This window comes from Pseudomonas sp. BN515 (assembly GCF_029873155.1).
Classification (GTDB): domain Bacteria; phylum Pseudomonadota; class Gammaproteobacteria; order Pseudomonadales; family Pseudomonadaceae; genus Metapseudomonas.
In genome coordinates, this window is record NZ_SSOH01000092.1 from 1 (window position 1) to 16,081 (window position 16,081).

The window sequence follows — 16,081 nt, forward strand, 5'->3', positions numbered from 1 at the left end:
CTGGCGATGGTGTTCCAGCACTTCAACCTGTGGTCGCACATGAGCGCCCTGGAGAACGTGATCGAAGCGCCGGTGCATGTGCTCGGTGTGCCGAAGAAGGAAGCCATCGAAAAGGCCGAGCACTACCTGGCCAAGGTGGGCGTGGCCCATCGCAAGGATGCCTACCCGGCGCACATGTCTGGTGGCGAGCAGCAGCGCGTGGCCATCGCCCGTGCCCTGGCCATGGAGCCGGAGGTGATGCTGTTCGACGAACCCACCTCGGCGCTGGACCCGGAACTGGTGGGAGAGGTGCTCAAGGTCATGCAGGACCTGGCCGTGGAAGGCCGCACCATGGTGGTGGTGACCCACGAGATGGGCTTCGCCCGCGAGGTGTCCAACCAACTGGTGTTCCTGCACAAGGGCCTGGTGGAAGAGCGCGGTTGCCCGAAGGAAGTGCTGGCCAACCCGCAATCCGATCGCCTCAAGCAGTTCCTCTCCGGCAGCCTGAAGTGATCCACGACGCGGCGGCCCCAGGGCCGCCGCACCGCATTCGAAACCCTGTTTCGCCTTGTCCCTTTCCTTTTGCCGGGGTCTGCTAAGCTGCCTGCCATGACTGCCCATCGAATCGCTTTTCTCCTCTGGCCCGGTACCAAGGCGCTGACCCTGGCGCTGGCCGAGGAAGCCCTGCGTGTCGCCCAGCGACTGCATCCGGAAGTGGTTTACGAGATCTCCTTCCTGCAGGCTGAACCCGCCGCCGAGGGTGCCTGGCGCCTGCCGGGCGAGGCCTGGACCGGCAAGCTGGATGGCCTTCAGCGTCTGTTCCTGGTGGCCGACGAGCCGCCGGCGCAGATATCCCCGGCGCTTTCCGCGGCGATCAAACATTCGGTGCGTGCCGGTTGCGTGGTCGGCGGCCTTTCTGCAGGCGTTTATCCCCTGGCGCACCTGGGGCTGCTGGATGGTTATCGCGCAGCGGTGCACTGGCGCTGGCAGGACGATTTCGCCGAGCGTTTCCCCAAGGTGATCGCCACCAGCCATCTGTTCGACTGGGATCGCGACCGCCTCACCGCTTGCGGCGGCCTGGCGGTGCTCGATCTGCTGCTGGCTGTGCTGGCCCGCGACCATGGCGCCGAGTTGGCGGGTGCGGTGTCCGAAGAGCTTGTGGTGGAACGCATCCGTGAAGGCGGGGAGCGCCAGCGCATTCCGCTGCAGAACCGTCTGGGTTCCAGCCATCCGAAGCTGACCCAGGCCGTACTGCTGATGGAAGCCAATATCGAAGAGCCGCTGACCACCGACGAGATTGCCCAGCACGTCTGCGTGTCCCGTCGTCAGTTGGAGCGCATCTTCAAGCAGTACCTCAATCGCGTGCCCAGCCAGTACTACCTGGAGCTGCGCCTGAACAAGGCACGGCAGATGCTGATGCAGACCAGCAAATCGATCATCCAGATCGGCCTGTCCTGCGGCTTCTCCTCCGGCCCGCACTTCTCCAGCGCCTACCGCAATTTCTTCGGCGTCACCCCGCGCGAAGACCGCAACCAGCGCCGCGGCACCAGCCCCTTCGAAACCCCGCAGCCGGCACCGACCCCAGTGGCGGAGCGGAGCTGACCTTAACCCCGGCCCCTCTTCTTGGGTGCTGCTTTTGTAGGGGCGAATTCATTTGAACTTGGGAAACCACGTCCTGAGGACGTGGTCATGAGTCATCGGCTCTGCGTGTGACGATTCGACTGCTTGGGTTAGCAGGATGAAGGCGATCGGGTAGGGTGCACCGTGCGCACCGGCGGTTTGGCCTGGTGCCGAAGCGGGTCCTGAAGTCGGTGCGCACAGCGCACCCTACGGTCCAGACCGGGCGAAAGAGGTCGGCGTTGTGCTCGGTAGTGAATTCGCCTCCTTCCAGGGGGCTACCGCAAGTCCACGTTCTACGAACGTGGATGTTTACTCGCCAAGGGCAGCGCAGCTGCCCCCTTCATGTCCGAAAGGCAGTCCTGCGGACTGCTTGGCGAATGAATTCGCCCCTACAAGCTTCCCGCTCGCTCCCTGCATGAGTACCCACCAGTCACCCCATGGAGAAAATTTCCCGGCGGGTGCATAGCAGCGGCGATCAGCGTTTAAACTGCGCCTTCCCGACGCTTTCTGTCGCATTTCCATAAGCGCCGGTTTTCGCGGGGTTGGCGCTGTAAGAAGTTGTCGCATGGCGGCAATGCCAACCCCGAATCAGTCCCTACAATCCTTTCATCACTAGCCGTTCATGGCAGGAGAAACTGATGTCCGTTGAGCATGCGCAGGTCGAGCGCGCCGATTTCGACAAGGTGATGGTTCCCAACTACGCCCCCGCCGCTTTCATTCCGGTGCGTGGCCAGGGTTCCCGAGTCTGGGACCAGTCCGGTCGCGAGCTGATCGATTTTGCCGGCGGCATCGCAGTGAACTCCCTGGGGCACGCGCACCCCGCGCTGGTCAATGCGCTGACCGAACAGGCCAACAAGATCTGGCACGTATCCAACGTCTTCACCAACGAGCCGGCCCTGCGTTTGGCCAAGAAGCTGGTAGACGCTACTTTTGCCGAGCGCGTGTTCCTCGCCAACTCCGGTGCCGAGGCCAACGAAGCGGCTTTCAAACTGGCCCGTCGTTATGCCCATGACGTCTATGGCCCGCAGAAACACGAAATCATCTCCGCCACCAACAGCTTCCACGGTCGTACCCTGTTCACCGTGACCGTTGGCGGCCAGCCGAAGTACTCCGACGGCTTCGGTCCGAAGATGGAAGGCATCAGCCATGTGCCCTTCAACGACCTGGACGCCCTGAAGGCTGCCATCTCCGACAAGACCTGCGCCGTGGTCCTGGAACCCGTGCAGGGCGAAGGCGGCGTGCTGCCGGCGGACAAGGCCTATCTGGAAGGTGCCCGCAAGCTATGCGACGAACACAACGCACTGCTGATCTTCGACGAAGTGCAGAGCGGCATGGGCCGTAGCGGCCACCTGTTCGCCTACGAGCACTACGGCGTGACTCCGGACATCCTCTCCAGCGCCAAGAGCCTGGGCGGCGGTTTCCCCATCGGCGCCATGCTGACCACCACCGAAATCGCCAAGCACCTGTCGGTTGGCACCCACGGCACCACCTACGGCGGCAACCCGCTGGCGTGCGCCGTAGCCGAGGCCGTGCTGGATGTGATCAACACCCCGGAAGTGCTGCGTGGCATCAATGCCAAGCATGACCGCTTCAAGACCCGCCTCGAAGCCATCGGTGCCAAGTACGGCATCTTCACCGAGGTTCGCGGCCTGGGCCTGCTGATCGGTGCTGTCCTCTCCGATGCCTGGAAGGGCAAGGCGAAAGACGTGCTGAACGCCGCCGAGAAGGAAGCCGTGATGGTTCTGCAGGCCAGCCCGGACGTGGTGCGCTTCGCGCCCAGTCTGGTGATCCCGGATGCGGACATCGACGAAGGCCTCGACCGCTTCGAGCGCGCCGTCGCCAAGCTGACTCAGGCGTAAGCCTCTGCTGGACGCAGCGCAGGGAAGCGCTGCGCTGCGATCCCAGGGACGGAACAGATTCATGTATGAGTGCGGGCCATCGGGGCCCGGCTTATCTCCGGATGGAATCACTGGTTCGTTCGGAGTTTTCAACAAGAAAAAGGAGTGACCCCCATGTTGGTGATGCGCCCCGCGCAAATGGCCGATCTCGCTGAAGTCCAGCGTCTGGCCGCGGATAGCCCCGTGGGTGTCACGTCGTTGCCGGATGACGCCGAGGTGCTGGGCGAGAAGATCGCCGCGTCCGAGGCATCTTTCTCCGCCGAGGTGAGCTTCAACGGCGAAGAGAGCTATTTCTTCGTCCTTGAGGACACGGCGACCGGCCGCCTGGCGGGCTGCTCGGCGATCGTCGCCTCCGCCGGCTTCTCCGAACCCTTCTACAGCTTCCGTAACGAGACCTTCGTACATGCCTCGCGGGAGCTGAAGATCCACAACAAGATCCACGTCCTCTCGCTCTGCCACGACCTGACCGGCAACAGCCTGCTGACCAGCTTCTATGTCCAGCGTGACCTGGTGAACACCCCCATCGCCGAGCTCAACTCCCGTAGCCGCCTGCTGTTCATGGCCAGCCATCCGGAGCGCTTCGCCGATGCCGTAGTGGTGGAGATAGTCGGTTACAGCGACGAGCACGGCGAGTCGCCGTTCTGGGACGCCGTGGGGCGCAACTTCTTCGACCTCAACTACACCGAGGCCGAGCGCCTGTCCGGCCTGAAGAGCCGCACCTTCCTCGCCGAACTGATGCCGCATTACCCGATCTACGTGCCACTGCTGCCGGATGAAGCCCAGGAATCCATGGGCCAGGTGCATCCGCGTGCGCAGATCACCTTCGACATCCTGATGCGCGAAGGCTTCGAGACCGACAACTACATCGACATATTCGATGGTGGCCCGACCCTCCATGCCCGCACCTCGAGCATCCGCTCCATCGCGCAGAGCCGCATGGTGCCGGTGAAACTGGGCGAGCAGGGCAAGGGTGGCCGCCAGTACCTGGTGTGCAACGGTCAGTTGCAGGATTTCCGCGCCATCGTCGCCGAACTCGACTGGGTGCCCGGCAAGCCGGTGGTGCTTGGCGAAGAAGCCGCCGAGGCCCTTGGTGTCGGTGAAGGCGCCAGCGTCCGTCTGATCGCCGTTTGAGTCTTTGACCCTCTTCCCGCCGGGAGGAGGTGGCCCCTGATGGGGCCGGATGAGGGCACAGCCCTCTCCCTGGCTGCCTTCCCGGACGGAAGGGAGCGAAATTTCTGGAGGCACTATGATCGTTCGTCCCGTACGCAGCGCCGATTTACCGGCCCTGATCGACCTGGCGCGCAGCACCGGCGCGGGCCTGACCACGCTGCCGGCCAATGAGGCGCGCCTGTCGCACCGTGTCGGTTGGGCGGAGAAGGCATTCCGTGGCGAGGCCGAGCGGGCCGATGCGGATTACCTCTTCGTGCTCGAGGACGACGATGGCACCGTCATCGGCATTTCCGCTGTGGCCGGCGCCGTGGGCCTGCGTGAGCCCTGGTACAACTACCGGGTTGGCCTGACCGTCAGTGCCTCCCAGGAGCTGCACATCCACCGCCAGATTCCCACCCTGTTCCTGGCCAACGACCTGACCGGCAATTCCGAGCTCTGCTCGCTGTTCCTGCATGCCGGCCACCGCACCGGCCTGAAGGGGCGTCTGCTGTCCAAGGCGCGCTTCCTGTTCATCGCGGAGTTCCCGGAGCTGTTCGGTGACAAGGTGATCGCCGAGATGCGTGGCATGTCCGATGGCAATGGCGTTTCCCCGTTCTGGGAAAGCCTCGGTCGGCATTTCTTCAAGATGGAATTCTCCCGCGCCGACTACCTCACCGGCGTCGGCAACAAGGCATTCATCGCCGAACTGATGCCCAAGTTCCCGCTCTACACCTGCTTCCTCTCCGAAGCCGCGCGCAACGTCATCGGTCGCGTGCACAACGACACCGAGCCGGCGCTGGCCATGCTCAAAGGGGAAGGGTTCAGCTACCAGGGCTACGTCGACATCTTCGACGCCGGCCCGGCTATCGAATGCGAAACGTCGAAGATCCGCGCCGTGCGTGACAGCCAGAACCTGGTCCTGGCCGTCGGTACTCCGGGTGACGACGCCACGCCTTTCCTGATTCACAACCGCAAGCGCGAAGACTGCCGCATCACCGCCGCTCCGGCCCGCCTGGCGGCCGGCACCCTGGTGGTGGATGCGCTGACCGCCAAGCGCCTGAAACTCTCCGCCGGCGCTTCGGTTCGCGCCGTACCGCTGTCGGCCAAGGAGTCCGTATAAATGAGCACCCATTTCATCGCTGGTAACTGGCAGGCAGGGCAGGGCGAGGCCTTCGATTCGCTGAACCCGGTAACCCAGGCAGCCGTCTGGTCCGGTCGTGGCGCCAATGCCGCCCAGGTGGACGAAGCCGTGAAGGCCGCCCGCGCAGCTTTCCCGGCCTGGGCCCGTCGCCCGCTGGAAGAGCGCATCGCCATCCTCGAACAGTTCGCTGTGACCCTGCGCAACCATGCCGACGAGCTGGCTCGCAGCATCGGCGAAGAAACCGGCAAGCCCCTGTGGGAGTCGGCCACCGAAGTGACCAGCATGGTCAACAAGGTCGCCATCTCCATCCAGAGCTACCGTGAGCGCACCGGCGAGAAGAGCGGCCCCCTGGCCGATGCCACGGCGATTCTGCGCCACAAGCCCCACGGCGTGGTGGCGGTATTCGGTCCCTACAACTTCCCCGGTCATCTGCCGAACGGCCATATCGTCCCGGCTCTGCTGGCGGGCAACGCGGTGATCTTCAAGCCCAGTGAGCTGACCCCGAAGGTTGCCGAGCTGACGGTGAAATGCTGGGTCGAGGCCGGCCTGCCGGCTGGCGTTCTCAACCTGGTTCAGGGCGCCCGTGAAACCGGCGTGGCCCTGGCCGGCAATCCGGGTATCGACGGTCTGTTCTTCACCGGCTCCAGCCGCACCGGCAACCTGCTGCACCAGCAGTTCGCCGGTCGTCCGGACAAGATCCTCGCCCTGGAAATGGGCGGCAACAACCCGCTGGTGGTAGACCAGGTCCAGGACGTGGATGCCGCTGTCTACACCATCATCCAGTCGGCCTTCATTTCCGCCGGCCAGCGCTGCACCTGCGCCCGCCGCCTGCTGGTGCCCGAAGGTGCCTGGGGCGACGCCCTGCTGGCGCGCCTGGTGAGTGTCGCCAGCTCCATCAAGGTTGGTGCCTTCGACGCCCAGCCCGCGCCCTTCATGGGTTCGGTGATTTCCCTGGATGCGGCGCGTCACCTGCTCAAGGCCCAGGATCATCTGATCGCCGGCGGTGCGGTGGCGCTGCTGGCCATGTCCCAGCCGCTGGAAAATGCCGCGCTGCTGACCCCGGGCATCCTCGACGTGACCGCCGTGGCCGATCGTCCGGACGAAGAGTTCTTCGGTCCGCTGCTGCAGGTGATCCGCTACCGCGATTTCGACGCCGCCATCGCCGAAGCCAATGCCACCCAGTACGGCCTGGCCGCCGGCCTGCTGTCAGACTCCGCCGAGCGCTACCAGCAGTTCCTCATCGAGAGCCGCGCCGGCATCGTCAACTGGAACAAGCAATTGACCGGTGCCGCCAGCAGCGCGCCCTTCGGTGGTGTCGGCGCCTCCGGCAACCATCGCGCCAGCGCCTATTACGCCGCTGATTACTGCGCCTACCCGGTGGCCTCGCTGGAAAGCGAAACCCTTGCCCTGCCTGCAACCCTTACTCCAGGAGTCAGCCTGTGAACGCCTATGAAGTGAACTTCGACGGACTGGTCGGCCCGACCCACAACTACGGTGGCCTGTCCTACGGTAACGTCGCCTCGCAGAGCAACAGCCAGGCGGCCTCCAACCCGAAGGAGGCTGCACTGCAGGGCCTGGGCAAGATGAAGGCGCTGATGGAAATGGGCTTCAAGCAGGGCGTGTTCGCCCCGCAGGAGCGCCAGGACGTCGCTGCCCTGCGCAGCCTGGGCTTCTCCGGTACCGATGCGGAAGTCATCGCCAAGGCTGCCAAGGAAGCCATGCCGCTGCTGGCCGCCTGCAGTTCGGCCTCCAGCATGTGGACAGCCAACTCCTGCACCGTCAGCCCCAGCGCCGACACTGCGGACGGCCGTGTGCACTTCACCGCCGCCAACCTGAATTGCAAGTTCCATCGCTCCATCGAGCACCCGACTACCAGTCGCGTGCTGGGCGCCATGTTCGCCAACGACAAGTTCTTCGCTCACCACGCAGCCCTGCCGGCGGTCGGCCAGTTCGGCGACGAAGGTGCCGCCAACCACACCCGCTTCTGCAACGGTTACGGTGAAGCCGGTGTCGAATTCTTCGTCTTTGGCCGCAGTGCCTTCGACAGCCGTTTCCCGTCTCCGCAGCGTTACCCGGCGCGGCAGACTCTTGAGGCCTGCCATGCGGTCGCTCGCCTGCATGGGCTGAGCGCGGAGGGCGTGGTCTACGCTCAACAGAACCCGGCAGTGATCGATCAGGGCGTGTTCCACAACGACGTGATCTCGGTGGGTAATGGCGAAGTGCTGTTCTACCACGAGGATGCTTTCCTCGAGACCGACAAGGTTCTGGCCGAGCTGGACGGCAAGCTGGGCAAACGTGGTGGCCGCTTCCAGGCGGTTCGCGTGCCGCGCAGCGCGGTGGCTGTGGAGGACGCGGTGCGCTCCTACCTGTTCAACAGCCAGCTGCTCAGCCGTGCCGATGGCAGCATGCTGCTGATCGTGCCGGAGGAGTGCCGTGCCAACGCCAACGTCTGGAACTACCTGAGCGAGCTGACCTCGGGCCAGGGTCCGATCCGCGAAGTGAAGGTCTTCGACCTCAAGCAGAGCATGCAGAACGGCGGTGGCCCGGCCTGCCTGCGACTGCGCGTGGCACTGAAGGAAAATGAGCTGGCGGCGGTGAACCAGGGTGTGATGATGACCCCGGAACTCCACGCCACCCTGACTACCTGGGTCGAGAAGCACTACCGTGACCGCCTCAGCGAATCCGACCTGGCCGATCCGCAATTGCTGGTGGAGTGCCGGACGGCATTGGATGAACTGACGCAGATCCTTAAACTGGGCGCTGTTTATCCCTTCCAGCTCAACTGAGAACCCTGAAATGTCCGACGCCCTGCAACTCATCCTCGAAGATACCGACGGCACCCAGCTCGAAACCTCCTGCACCCGGTTTGCCGTCGTCTGGCAGGGCAAGGAAGTCTGGATCCAGCAGGCTGGCAACGGTCAACTGCTGATCGGTGTGGACGTCGAGGAAGACGACACCGAGTACGCCAACCTGCTGCTGCGCCCGCTGGCCACCAACCTGGTCAGCCTGGAGCTGGAAATGGAACCGGCCGACGCCGCTGGCGACGACGACCATGTCCATGGTCCCGACTGCGATCACGATCATTGAGGTAACAGGATGCTAGCCCTCGGAAAACTGCTTGAACTGACCCTCGCCGGCCGTGAGCCGACCGAGAAGATCCAGCTGACATCCGGGGGTGTGCGCCTGCACTGGCTGGGCGAGGGGGCGCTGGACGTCACCCCGCCGGCCGCCGAAGACAGCGGGCTCGACCTGCTGCTTTCGGCCGGGGTGCACGGCAACGAAACCGCTCCGATCGAACTGCTGGACCGCCTGGTCCAGGCCATCGCCCGGGGACATCTCAAGCCGCGCGCCCGCATTCTCTTCCTGCTGGGCAATCCCGAAGCCATTCGTCGCGGGGAGCGTTTCGTCGAGCAGGACGTCAATCGCCTGTTCAATGGTCGCCACGCCGAATCCAGCGGTTTCGAAGCCATGCGCGCTGGAGAGCTGGAGCGCTACGCCGCTGCCTTCTTCAGCAAGCCCGATCGCTCCCGCCTGCACTACGACCTGCACACCGCCATCCGTGGCTCGAAGATCGAACAGTTCGCCCTCTATCCCTATGTGGAAGGGCGTGAGCATTCGCGCCAGGAACTGGCTCGTCTGCGGGACGCCGGCATCGATGCTGTGCTGCTGCAGAACAAGACCGGTATCACCTTCAGCTCCTACACCTACGCCAGTCTGGATGCAGAGGCCTTTACCCTGGAGCTGGGCAAGGCACGGCCTTTCGGCAGCAACCAGGAGGTCAATCTCGACCGCCTCGAAACGCGGCTGAAGTCGCTGATCGAAGGGAGTGAGCCGAAGACCGACGGCGACAGCCTGGACGGGCTGCAACTGTTCTCGGTATCGCGCGAGATCATCAAGCACAGCGAATCCTTCCAACTGCACCTGGCGCCAGATATCGAGAACTTCAGCGAATTGCCCGTGGGCTATCTGCTGGCCGAAGACATCGCCGGCACCCGCTGGGTCGTGGAAGAGCAGGGCGCCCGCATCATCTTCCCAAATCCCAGGGTGAAGAACGGCCTGCGGGCCGGGATTCTCATAGTTCCGGCCGACGTCTGACGATTCTTCCCTTTCTGTACCTGTACCCATATGGCGCCGGGCTTTAGGATCGGGCTCTTCGCCCATCCAAGGAGCCCGGAATGAGCCTGATCGACCTGCGCAGCGACACCGTCACCCAACCCACCGCCGGCATGCGCGAAGCCATGCAGCGCGCTGAGCTTGGCGACGATGTCTATGGCGAAGATCCCACCGTGAACCGCCTGGAAGCGAGCCTGGCCGAGCGCCTGGGCTTCGAGGCTGCGCTGTTCGTGCCAACCGGCACCATGAGCAACCTGCTGGGGCTGATGGCCCATTGCGAACGCGGCGACGAATACATCGTCGGCCAGCAGGCCCACACCTATAAATACGAGGGTGGTGGTGCCGCCGTACTGGGCTCCATCCAGCCCCAGCCCATCGAGGGCGAGGCCGACGGCAGCCTGGATCTCGGCAAGGTCGAGGCCGCCATCAAGCAGGATGACTTCCACTTCGCCCGCACACGGCTGCTGGCCCTGGAAAACACCATGCAGGGCAAGGTCCTGCCGCTGGAGTACCTGGCTGCGGCGCGTGAGCTGACTCGCCGTCGTGGTTTGGGTCTGCACCTGGACGGCGCCCGGCTGTACAACGCGGCGGTGAAGCAAGGCGTGGATGCCCGCGAGATCACCCAGTACTTCGACTCGGTTTCCGTGTGCCTGTCCAAGGGTCTCGGCGCGCCGGTGGGTTCGGTGCTCTGTGGTAGTGCAGGGCTCATCGGCAAGGCGCGGCGTCTGCGCAAGATGGTCGGCGGCGGCATGCGCCAGGCCGGATTGTTGGCGGCGGCGGGACTTTACGCGCTGGATCACCAGGTCGAGCGCCTGGCGGACGATCACGCCAATGCCGAGCGCCTGGGTGCAGGGCTGCGGGAGCTGGGCTATGACATCGAGCCGGTGCAGACCAACATGGTCTACGTGCAGATCGGTGATCAGGCTCGTGCCCTGGGCGAGTTCCTCGCTGGTCAGGGTATCCGCGTCAGCCCGGCCGCGCGCCTGCGCCTGGTGACCCACCTGGACGTGCAGGCCGCCGATATCACCCGCGTAATCGAGGCTTTCGCGGCATTCCGACGCGCCTGAATCGACAGCGTGCATAAATAGCCGCCTTCTATCGCACAAAGAGACTATCCCGCTGGCGCAGGGCCGATATAATGCGGCCCTTTGCCGGTGATTCGTATGCCTGTCGCCAGACGGCTGCGAGTTTCGCGCGCAATGTTGGAAATAGGCGGGAACTGCCGGAATTTTCTTGAAAACCTGCTGCCTTTTCGTCGATTTCCACTTGCCGTCCTTCGCCGATAACGATTTGCACCGCCGTCGTGGCCGCAGTTTCCGTGGAAGAACCTATGAAAAGCGCAGAAATCCGTGAAGCCTTCCTGAGCTTCTTCGAAGAGAAGGGGCATACCCGTGTCGCTTCCAGCTCCCTGATTCCGGGCAACGACCCGACCCTGCTGTTCACCAACGCGGGGATGAACCAGTTCAAGGACTGCTTCCTTGGCCTGGAAAAGCGCGCCTACACCCGTGCCACCACCAGCCAGAAATGCGTGCGTGCCGGCGGCAAGCACAACGACCTGGAGAACGTCGGCTACACCGCGCGCCACCACACCTTCTTCGAAATGCTGGGCAACTTCAGCTTCGGCGACTATTTCAAGCGCGACGCCATTCACTACGCCTGGGAATTCCTCACCGGCGACAACTGGCTGAAACTGCCGAAAGAGAAGCTCTGGGTCACCGTCTACGCCAGCGACGACGAGGCCTACGACATCTGGACCAAGGAAGTCGGCATTCCCCACGAGCGCATGGTGCGCATCGGCGATAACAAGGGAGCGCCGTACGCTTCCGACAACTTCTGGGCCATGGGCGATACCGGCCCTTGCGGTCCCTGCACCGAGATCTTCTTCGACCACGGCCCTGAAATCTGGGGCGGCCCGCCCGGCTCGCCGGAAGAAGACGGCGACCGCTACATCGAAATCTGGAACAACGTGTTCATGCAGTTCAACCGCACGGCTGACGGCGTGATGCACCCGCTGCCGGCGCCCAGCGTGGACACCGGTATGGGTCTGGAACGCATCAGCGCCGTGCTGCAGCACGTGCACTCGAACTACGAGATCGACCTGTTCCAGAGCCTGCTCAAGGCGTCCGCCGAAGCCATCGGCTGCGCCAATGACGACGCCCCGTCGCTGAAAGTGGTGGCTGACCACATCCGTTCCTGCAGCTTCCTCATCGCCGATGGCGTGCTGCCGTCCAACGAAGGCCGTGGCTACGTGCTGCGCCGCATCATCCGTCGCGCTTGCCGCCACGGTAACAAGCTGGGCGCCACAGGCAGCTTCTTCCACAAGATCGTCGCAGCCCTCGTGGGCGAAATGGGCGAAGCCTTCCCCGAGCTCAAGCAGCAGCAAGCGCACATCGAGCGCGTGCTGAAAACCGAGGAAGAGCAGTTCGCCAAGACCCTGGAGCAGGGCTTGCGCATCCTCGAGCAGGATCTGGCCGGCCTGTCCGGCACGGTGATCCCGGGTGATGTGGTGTTCAAGCTCTATGACACCTACGGCTTCCCCATGGACCTGACCGGCGATATCGCCCGTGAGCGCGGCCTGACCCTCGACGAGGAAGGCTTCGAGCGCGAGATGGAGAAGCAGCGCGAAATGTCCCGCGCCTCCAGCGCCTTCGGCATGGATTACAACGCCCTGGTCAAGGTCGACGCCGATACCGATTTCACCGGCTACGTCTGCACCCACGGCGATGCCAATGTCGTCGCCCTGTTCAAGGGCGGCCAGGCCGTCGAGCAACTCGCCGAAGGCGAGGAGGGCGTGCTGGTCCTGGATCGCACTCCGTTCTACGCCGAGTCGGGTGGCCAGGTGGGGGACTGCGGCTTCATCGCCGCCAGCGGCCTGCGCTTCGACGTACGTGATACCACCAAGGCTGGCGGTGCCTTCCTGCACCACGGCGTGGTCGATCACGGCACTCTGCGTGTCGGCGCTGCCGTTACCGCCCAGATCGACGCTACCGTCCGTCAGGCCACCGCGCTCAACCACTCCGCCACCCACCTGCTGCACGCCGCCCTGCGCCGCGTGCTGGGCGACCACGTCCAGCAGAAGGGCTCTCTGGTGGACAGCCAGCGCCTGCGCTTCGACTTCAGCCACTTCGAGGCCATCAAGCCTGAACAGCTGAAGGCCCTGGAAGACATCGTCAACGCCGAAATCCGCAAGAACAGCGAAGTCGAGACCGAAGAGACCGACATCGACACCGCCAAGGCGAAAGGCGCCATGGCCCTGTTCGGCGAGAAGTACGGCGACCAGGTCCGCGTGCTGACCATGGGCGGCGATTTCTCCGTTGAACTCTGCGGTGGCACCCACGTGTCCCGCACTGGCGACATTGGCCTGTTCAAGATCACCAGCGAAGGTGGTGTGGCTGCTGGCGTGCGCCGTATCGAGGCGGTGACCGGCGCTGCTGCTCTGGCCTACCTGAACGGTGCCGAGGAACAACTGAAGGAAGCCGCGGGCCTGGTCAAAGGCAGCCGCGACAACCTGCTGGACAAACTGTCCGCGCTGCTGGAGCGCAACCGCCAACTCGAGAAGGAGTTGGAGCAGCTCAAGGCCAAGGCGGCGAGCGCCGCTGGCGACGACCTGGCTGCTTCCGCCATCGATGTGAAAGGCGTGAAGGTGCTGGCTGCGCGCCTGGACGGACTGGACGGCGATGCGCTGCTGGCGCTGGTCGACCAATTGAAGAACAAGCTCGGCCGCGCGGTGATCCTGCTCGGCAGTGCGCTGGAGGGCAAGGTGACACTGGTCGCCGGCGTCACCCAGGACCTGACCGGCCAACTCAAAGCCGGCGATCTGATGAAGCAGGCCGCGGCAGCGGTTGGCGGCAAGGGCGGTGGTCGCCCTGACATGGCACGCGGCGGCGGTACCGACGCTGCGGCCCTGGAGCAGGCTCTGGCCCTGGCCGCACCGTTCGTCGAACAGGGCCTCTGAGGCCCGCCGCCAGCGGTCCGCCCCACGCCCGGCGGACCTTGGCAGTGTTCTGCGTTGATTGTTTAATGGGCGCCCTTCACGGGATTAGGCGGCTTTTGAAATGGCTTTGATCGTACAGAAGTTTGGGGGGACCTCGGTCGGCACTGTCGAGCGCATCGAGCAGGTGGCCGAGAAGGTGAAGAAGTTCCGCGAAGGCGGCGATGACATCGTGGTCGTGGTTTCCGCCATGAGCGGCGAAACCAACCGCCTGATCGATCTGGCCAAACAGATCAGCGAGCAGCCGGTACCGCGCGAACTGGACGTGATGGTCTCCACCGGCGAGCAGGTGACTATCGCCCTGCTGGCCATGGCGCTGATCAAGCGCGGCGTGCCGGCGGTTTCCTATACCGGTAACCAGGTGCGCATCCTCACCGACAGCGCCCACAACAAGGCTCGCATCCTGCAGATCGACGACCAGAAGATTCGTGCCGACCTCAAGGCCGGCCGCGTGGTCGTGGTCGCCGGCTTCCAGGGCGTGGATGAGCACGGCAACATCACTACCCTCGGTCGTGGCGGTTCCGACACCACCGGCGTAGCCCTGGCAGCGGCCCTGAAGGCCGACGAGTGCCAGATCTACACCGATGTAGATGGCGTCTACACCACCGATCCGCGCGTGGTGCCCCAGGCTCAGCGCCTGGACAAAATCACCTTCGAAGAGATGCTGGAAATGGCCAGCCTCGGCTCCAAGGTGCTGCAGATTCGCTCGGTGGAGTTCGCCGGCAAATACAACGTCCCGCTGCGCGTGCTGCACAGCTTCCAGGAGGGTCCGGGCACCCTCATTACCCTTGATGAAGAGGAATCCATGGAACAGCCGATCATCTCCGGCATCGCCTTCAACCGCGACGAAGCCAAGCTGACCATCCGTGGCGTGCCGGACATCCCCGGCGTGGCATTCAAGATTCTGGGCCCGATCAGTGCCGCCAACATCGAAGTGGACATGATCGTGCAGAACGTCGCGCACGATAACACCACCGATTTCACCTTCACCGTGCACCGCAATGACTACCAGAACGCCCAGCGCGTACTGGAGCAGACCGCTAGCGAACTCGGCGCCCGTGAAGTGATCGGCGACACCAAGATCGCCAAGGTCTCCATCGTCGGCGTTGGCATGCGTTCCCACGCGGGTGTTGCCAGCCGCATGTTCGAAGCCCTGGCCAAGGAAACCATCAACATCCAGATGATCTCCACTTCGGAAATCAAGGTTTCCGTGGTGATCGAAGAGAAATATCTGGAGCTGGCGGTCCGTGCGCTGCACACCGCCTTCGAGCTGGACGCCCCGTCTCGACAGGGCGAGTAAGGCAAATTCCAAAAGGCGCGGCTCATCCCGCGCCTTTTGTCGTTTTTGGCCGCTACGGTGGAACTTTCCTTTTGCCGGGGCTGGTCAATACTTGGGTGTAAGCTCCAGCGGTAATTCTGTGCCGGGGCCGTAACCATTTCTTTTTTGCAGACTGTTGTCCCGAAACGAATCCGTAAGGAGAAAGGAATGCTGATTCTGACTCGCCGGGTCGGAGAGACCCTGATGGTGGGTGACGATGTCACTGTGACCGTGCTTGGCGTGAAAGGTAATCAGGTGCGCATTGGTGTCAATGCTCCCAAGGAGGTTGCCGTGCATCGCGAAGAAATCTACCAGCGCATACAGAAAGAGAAAGACCAGGAACCAAGCCACTAATTTTTCTGCATTTTTTGCTTTGCAAACGGGGAAAACATGGATATCATGCGCCCCGTGTTGCGGAGAGGTGGCCGAGTGGCCGAAGGCGCTCCCCTGCTAAGGGAGTACACCTCAAAAGGGTGTCGGGGGTTCGAATCCCCCCTTCTCCGCCATATTTTGTGTTGTAGGGTGGTCAGCGGTAGATCGATAAGTTATTGAAACTTCTCGAAAAAACAGTTGACCAAGGCTGAAAGTTCCCTATAATGCGCGCCCACAACGCACTCATAGCTCAGCTGGATAGAGTACCCGGCTACGAACCGGGCGGTCGGAGGTTCGAATCCTCCTGAGTGCGCCATCTTTCAAGGCTCTCGGCGTAGCCAGGGTCATGAAGAAACCAGCGGTGATCTGGTCTAAAAACACCAACTACGCACTCATAGCTCAGCTGGATAGAGTACCCGGCTACGAACCGGGCGGTCGGAGGTTCGAATCCTCCTGAGTGCGCCATACCGAAAGGGCCTGCAGAAATGCAGGCCCTTTTT

12 protein-coding genes, 3 tRNA genes and 1 pseudogene are annotated in these 16,081 nt (G+C 63.5%); all 16 read left to right on the forward strand.

The genetic code is table 11. The features are described from left to right. A pseudogene (aotP, locus tag E8E91_RS25630) lies at window positions 1-492 on the forward strand (arginine/ornithine transport ATP-binding protein AotP); the annotation flags it as partial. A 96-nt stretch (window positions 493-588) separates the two neighbouring features. Continuing rightward, on the forward strand, window positions 589-1,581 hold the full coding sequence (gene argR / locus E8E91_RS25635) for a transcriptional regulator ArgR (RefSeq protein WP_280372408.1): 993 nt from the start codon (window positions 589-591) through the stop codon (window positions 1,579-1,581). Window positions 1,582-2,237: 656 nt separating this feature from the next. After that, on the forward strand, window positions 2,238-3,458 hold the full coding sequence (locus tag E8E91_RS25640) for an aspartate aminotransferase family protein (RefSeq protein WP_280379749.1): 1,221 nt from the start codon (window positions 2,238-2,240) through the stop codon (window positions 3,456-3,458). A gap of 153 nt (window positions 3,459-3,611) precedes the next feature. Next, a complete protein-coding gene (gene aruF, locus E8E91_RS25645) occupies window positions 3,612-4,628 on the forward strand; it encodes an arginine/ornithine succinyltransferase subunit alpha (RefSeq protein WP_280372406.1) in 1,017 nt (338 codons plus the stop codon). 115 nt (window positions 4,629-4,743) lie between these two features. Beyond that, the gene (gene astA / locus E8E91_RS25650) at window positions 4,744-5,766 is read left to right on the forward strand and encodes an arginine N-succinyltransferase (RefSeq protein WP_280372405.1); all 1,023 of its coding nucleotides are present in this window, start codon (window positions 4,744-4,746) and stop codon (window positions 5,764-5,766) included. Beyond that, a complete protein-coding gene (gene astD, locus E8E91_RS25655) occupies window positions 5,767-7,230 on the forward strand; it encodes a succinylglutamate-semialdehyde dehydrogenase (protein ID WP_280379751.1) in 1,464 nt (487 codons plus the stop codon). Next, entirely contained in the window at window positions 7,227-8,573 is a 1,347-nt protein-coding gene (gene astB, locus E8E91_RS25660; protein ID WP_280372403.1) for an N-succinylarginine dihydrolase, read from the forward strand. Before astD ends, astB begins: the two co-directional genes overlap by 4 nt. A gap of 10 nt (window positions 8,574-8,583) precedes the next feature. Further along, the gene (locus E8E91_RS25665) at window positions 8,584-8,874 is read left to right on the forward strand and encodes a topoisomerase II (protein ID WP_280379753.1); all 291 of its coding nucleotides are present in this window, start codon (window positions 8,584-8,586) and stop codon (window positions 8,872-8,874) included. A 9-nt stretch (window positions 8,875-8,883) separates the two neighbouring features. After that, complete coding sequence (gene astE, locus E8E91_RS25670) at window positions 8,884-9,882, forward strand: succinylglutamate desuccinylase (RefSeq protein ID WP_280379755.1); 999 nt, start codon at window positions 8,884-8,886, stop codon at window positions 9,880-9,882. 80 nt (window positions 9,883-9,962) lie between these two features. Further along, window positions 9,963-10,967 carry a low-specificity L-threonine aldolase gene (ltaE, locus tag E8E91_RS25675; protein WP_280379756.1) on the forward strand — a complete coding sequence of 335 codons (1,005 nt, stop codon included), beginning with the start codon at window positions 9,963-9,965 and terminating at the stop codon, window positions 10,965-10,967. A 263-nt stretch (window positions 10,968-11,230) separates the two neighbouring features. Continuing rightward, on the forward strand, window positions 11,231-13,855 hold the full coding sequence (gene alaS, locus E8E91_RS25680; RefSeq protein ID WP_280379758.1) for an alanine--tRNA ligase: 2,625 nt from the start codon (window positions 11,231-11,233) through the stop codon (window positions 13,853-13,855). Window positions 13,856-13,955: 100 nt separating this feature from the next. Beyond that, window positions 13,956-15,191 carry an aspartate kinase gene (locus tag E8E91_RS25685; protein ID WP_151135892.1) on the forward strand — a complete coding sequence of 412 codons (1,236 nt, stop codon included), beginning with the start codon at window positions 13,956-13,958 and terminating at the stop codon, window positions 15,189-15,191. A gap of 186 nt (window positions 15,192-15,377) precedes the next feature. After that, window positions 15,378-15,563: a carbon storage regulator CsrA gene (csrA, locus tag E8E91_RS25690; protein ID WP_003283978.1), complete on the forward strand. Its 186-nt coding sequence runs from the start codon at window positions 15,378-15,380 to the stop codon at window positions 15,561-15,563. 61 nt (window positions 15,564-15,624) lie between these two features. Then, window positions 15,625-15,715: transfer RNA gene (locus E8E91_RS25695), tRNA-Ser, on the forward strand. Window positions 15,716-15,820: 105 nt separating this feature from the next. Continuing rightward, window positions 15,821-15,897: transfer RNA gene (locus E8E91_RS25700), tRNA-Arg, on the forward strand. Between the two features lie 72 nt (window positions 15,898-15,969). Then, window positions 15,970-16,046: transfer RNA gene (locus E8E91_RS25705), tRNA-Arg, on the forward strand. The last annotated feature ends 35 nt before the right edge of the window (window positions 16,047-16,081 follow it).

Coding starts and splice junctions, on each gene's coding strand:
- alaS (WP_280379758.1), top strand. CDS start 11,231: ATGAAAAGCGCAGAAATCCGTGAAGCCTTCCTGAGCTTCTTCGAAGAG.
- ltaE (WP_280379756.1), top strand. CDS start 9,963: ATGAGCCTGATCGACCTGCGCAGCGACACCGTCACCCAACCCACCGCC.
- E8E91_RS25640 (WP_280379749.1), top strand. CDS start 2,238: ATGTCCGTTGAGCATGCGCAGGTCGAGCGCGCCGATTTCGACAAGGTG.
- argR (WP_280372408.1), top strand. CDS start 589: ATGACTGCCCATCGAATCGCTTTTCTCCTCTGGCCCGGTACCAAGGCG.
- E8E91_RS25685 (WP_151135892.1), top strand. CDS start 13,956: ATGGCTTTGATCGTACAGAAGTTTGGGGGGACCTCGGTCGGCACTGTC.
- astD (WP_280379751.1), top strand. CDS start 5,767: ATGAGCACCCATTTCATCGCTGGTAACTGGCAGGCAGGGCAGGGCGAG.
- E8E91_RS25665 (WP_280379753.1), top strand. CDS start 8,584: ATGTCCGACGCCCTGCAACTCATCCTCGAAGATACCGACGGCACCCAG.
- astA (WP_280372405.1), top strand. CDS start 4,744: ATGATCGTTCGTCCCGTACGCAGCGCCGATTTACCGGCCCTGATCGAC.
- astE (WP_280379755.1), top strand. CDS start 8,884: ATGCTAGCCCTCGGAAAACTGCTTGAACTGACCCTCGCCGGCCGTGAG.
- csrA (WP_003283978.1), top strand. CDS start 15,378: ATGCTGATTCTGACTCGCCGGGTCGGAGAGACCCTGATGGTGGGTGAC.
- aruF (WP_280372406.1), top strand. CDS start 3,612: ATGTTGGTGATGCGCCCCGCGCAAATGGCCGATCTCGCTGAAGTCCAG.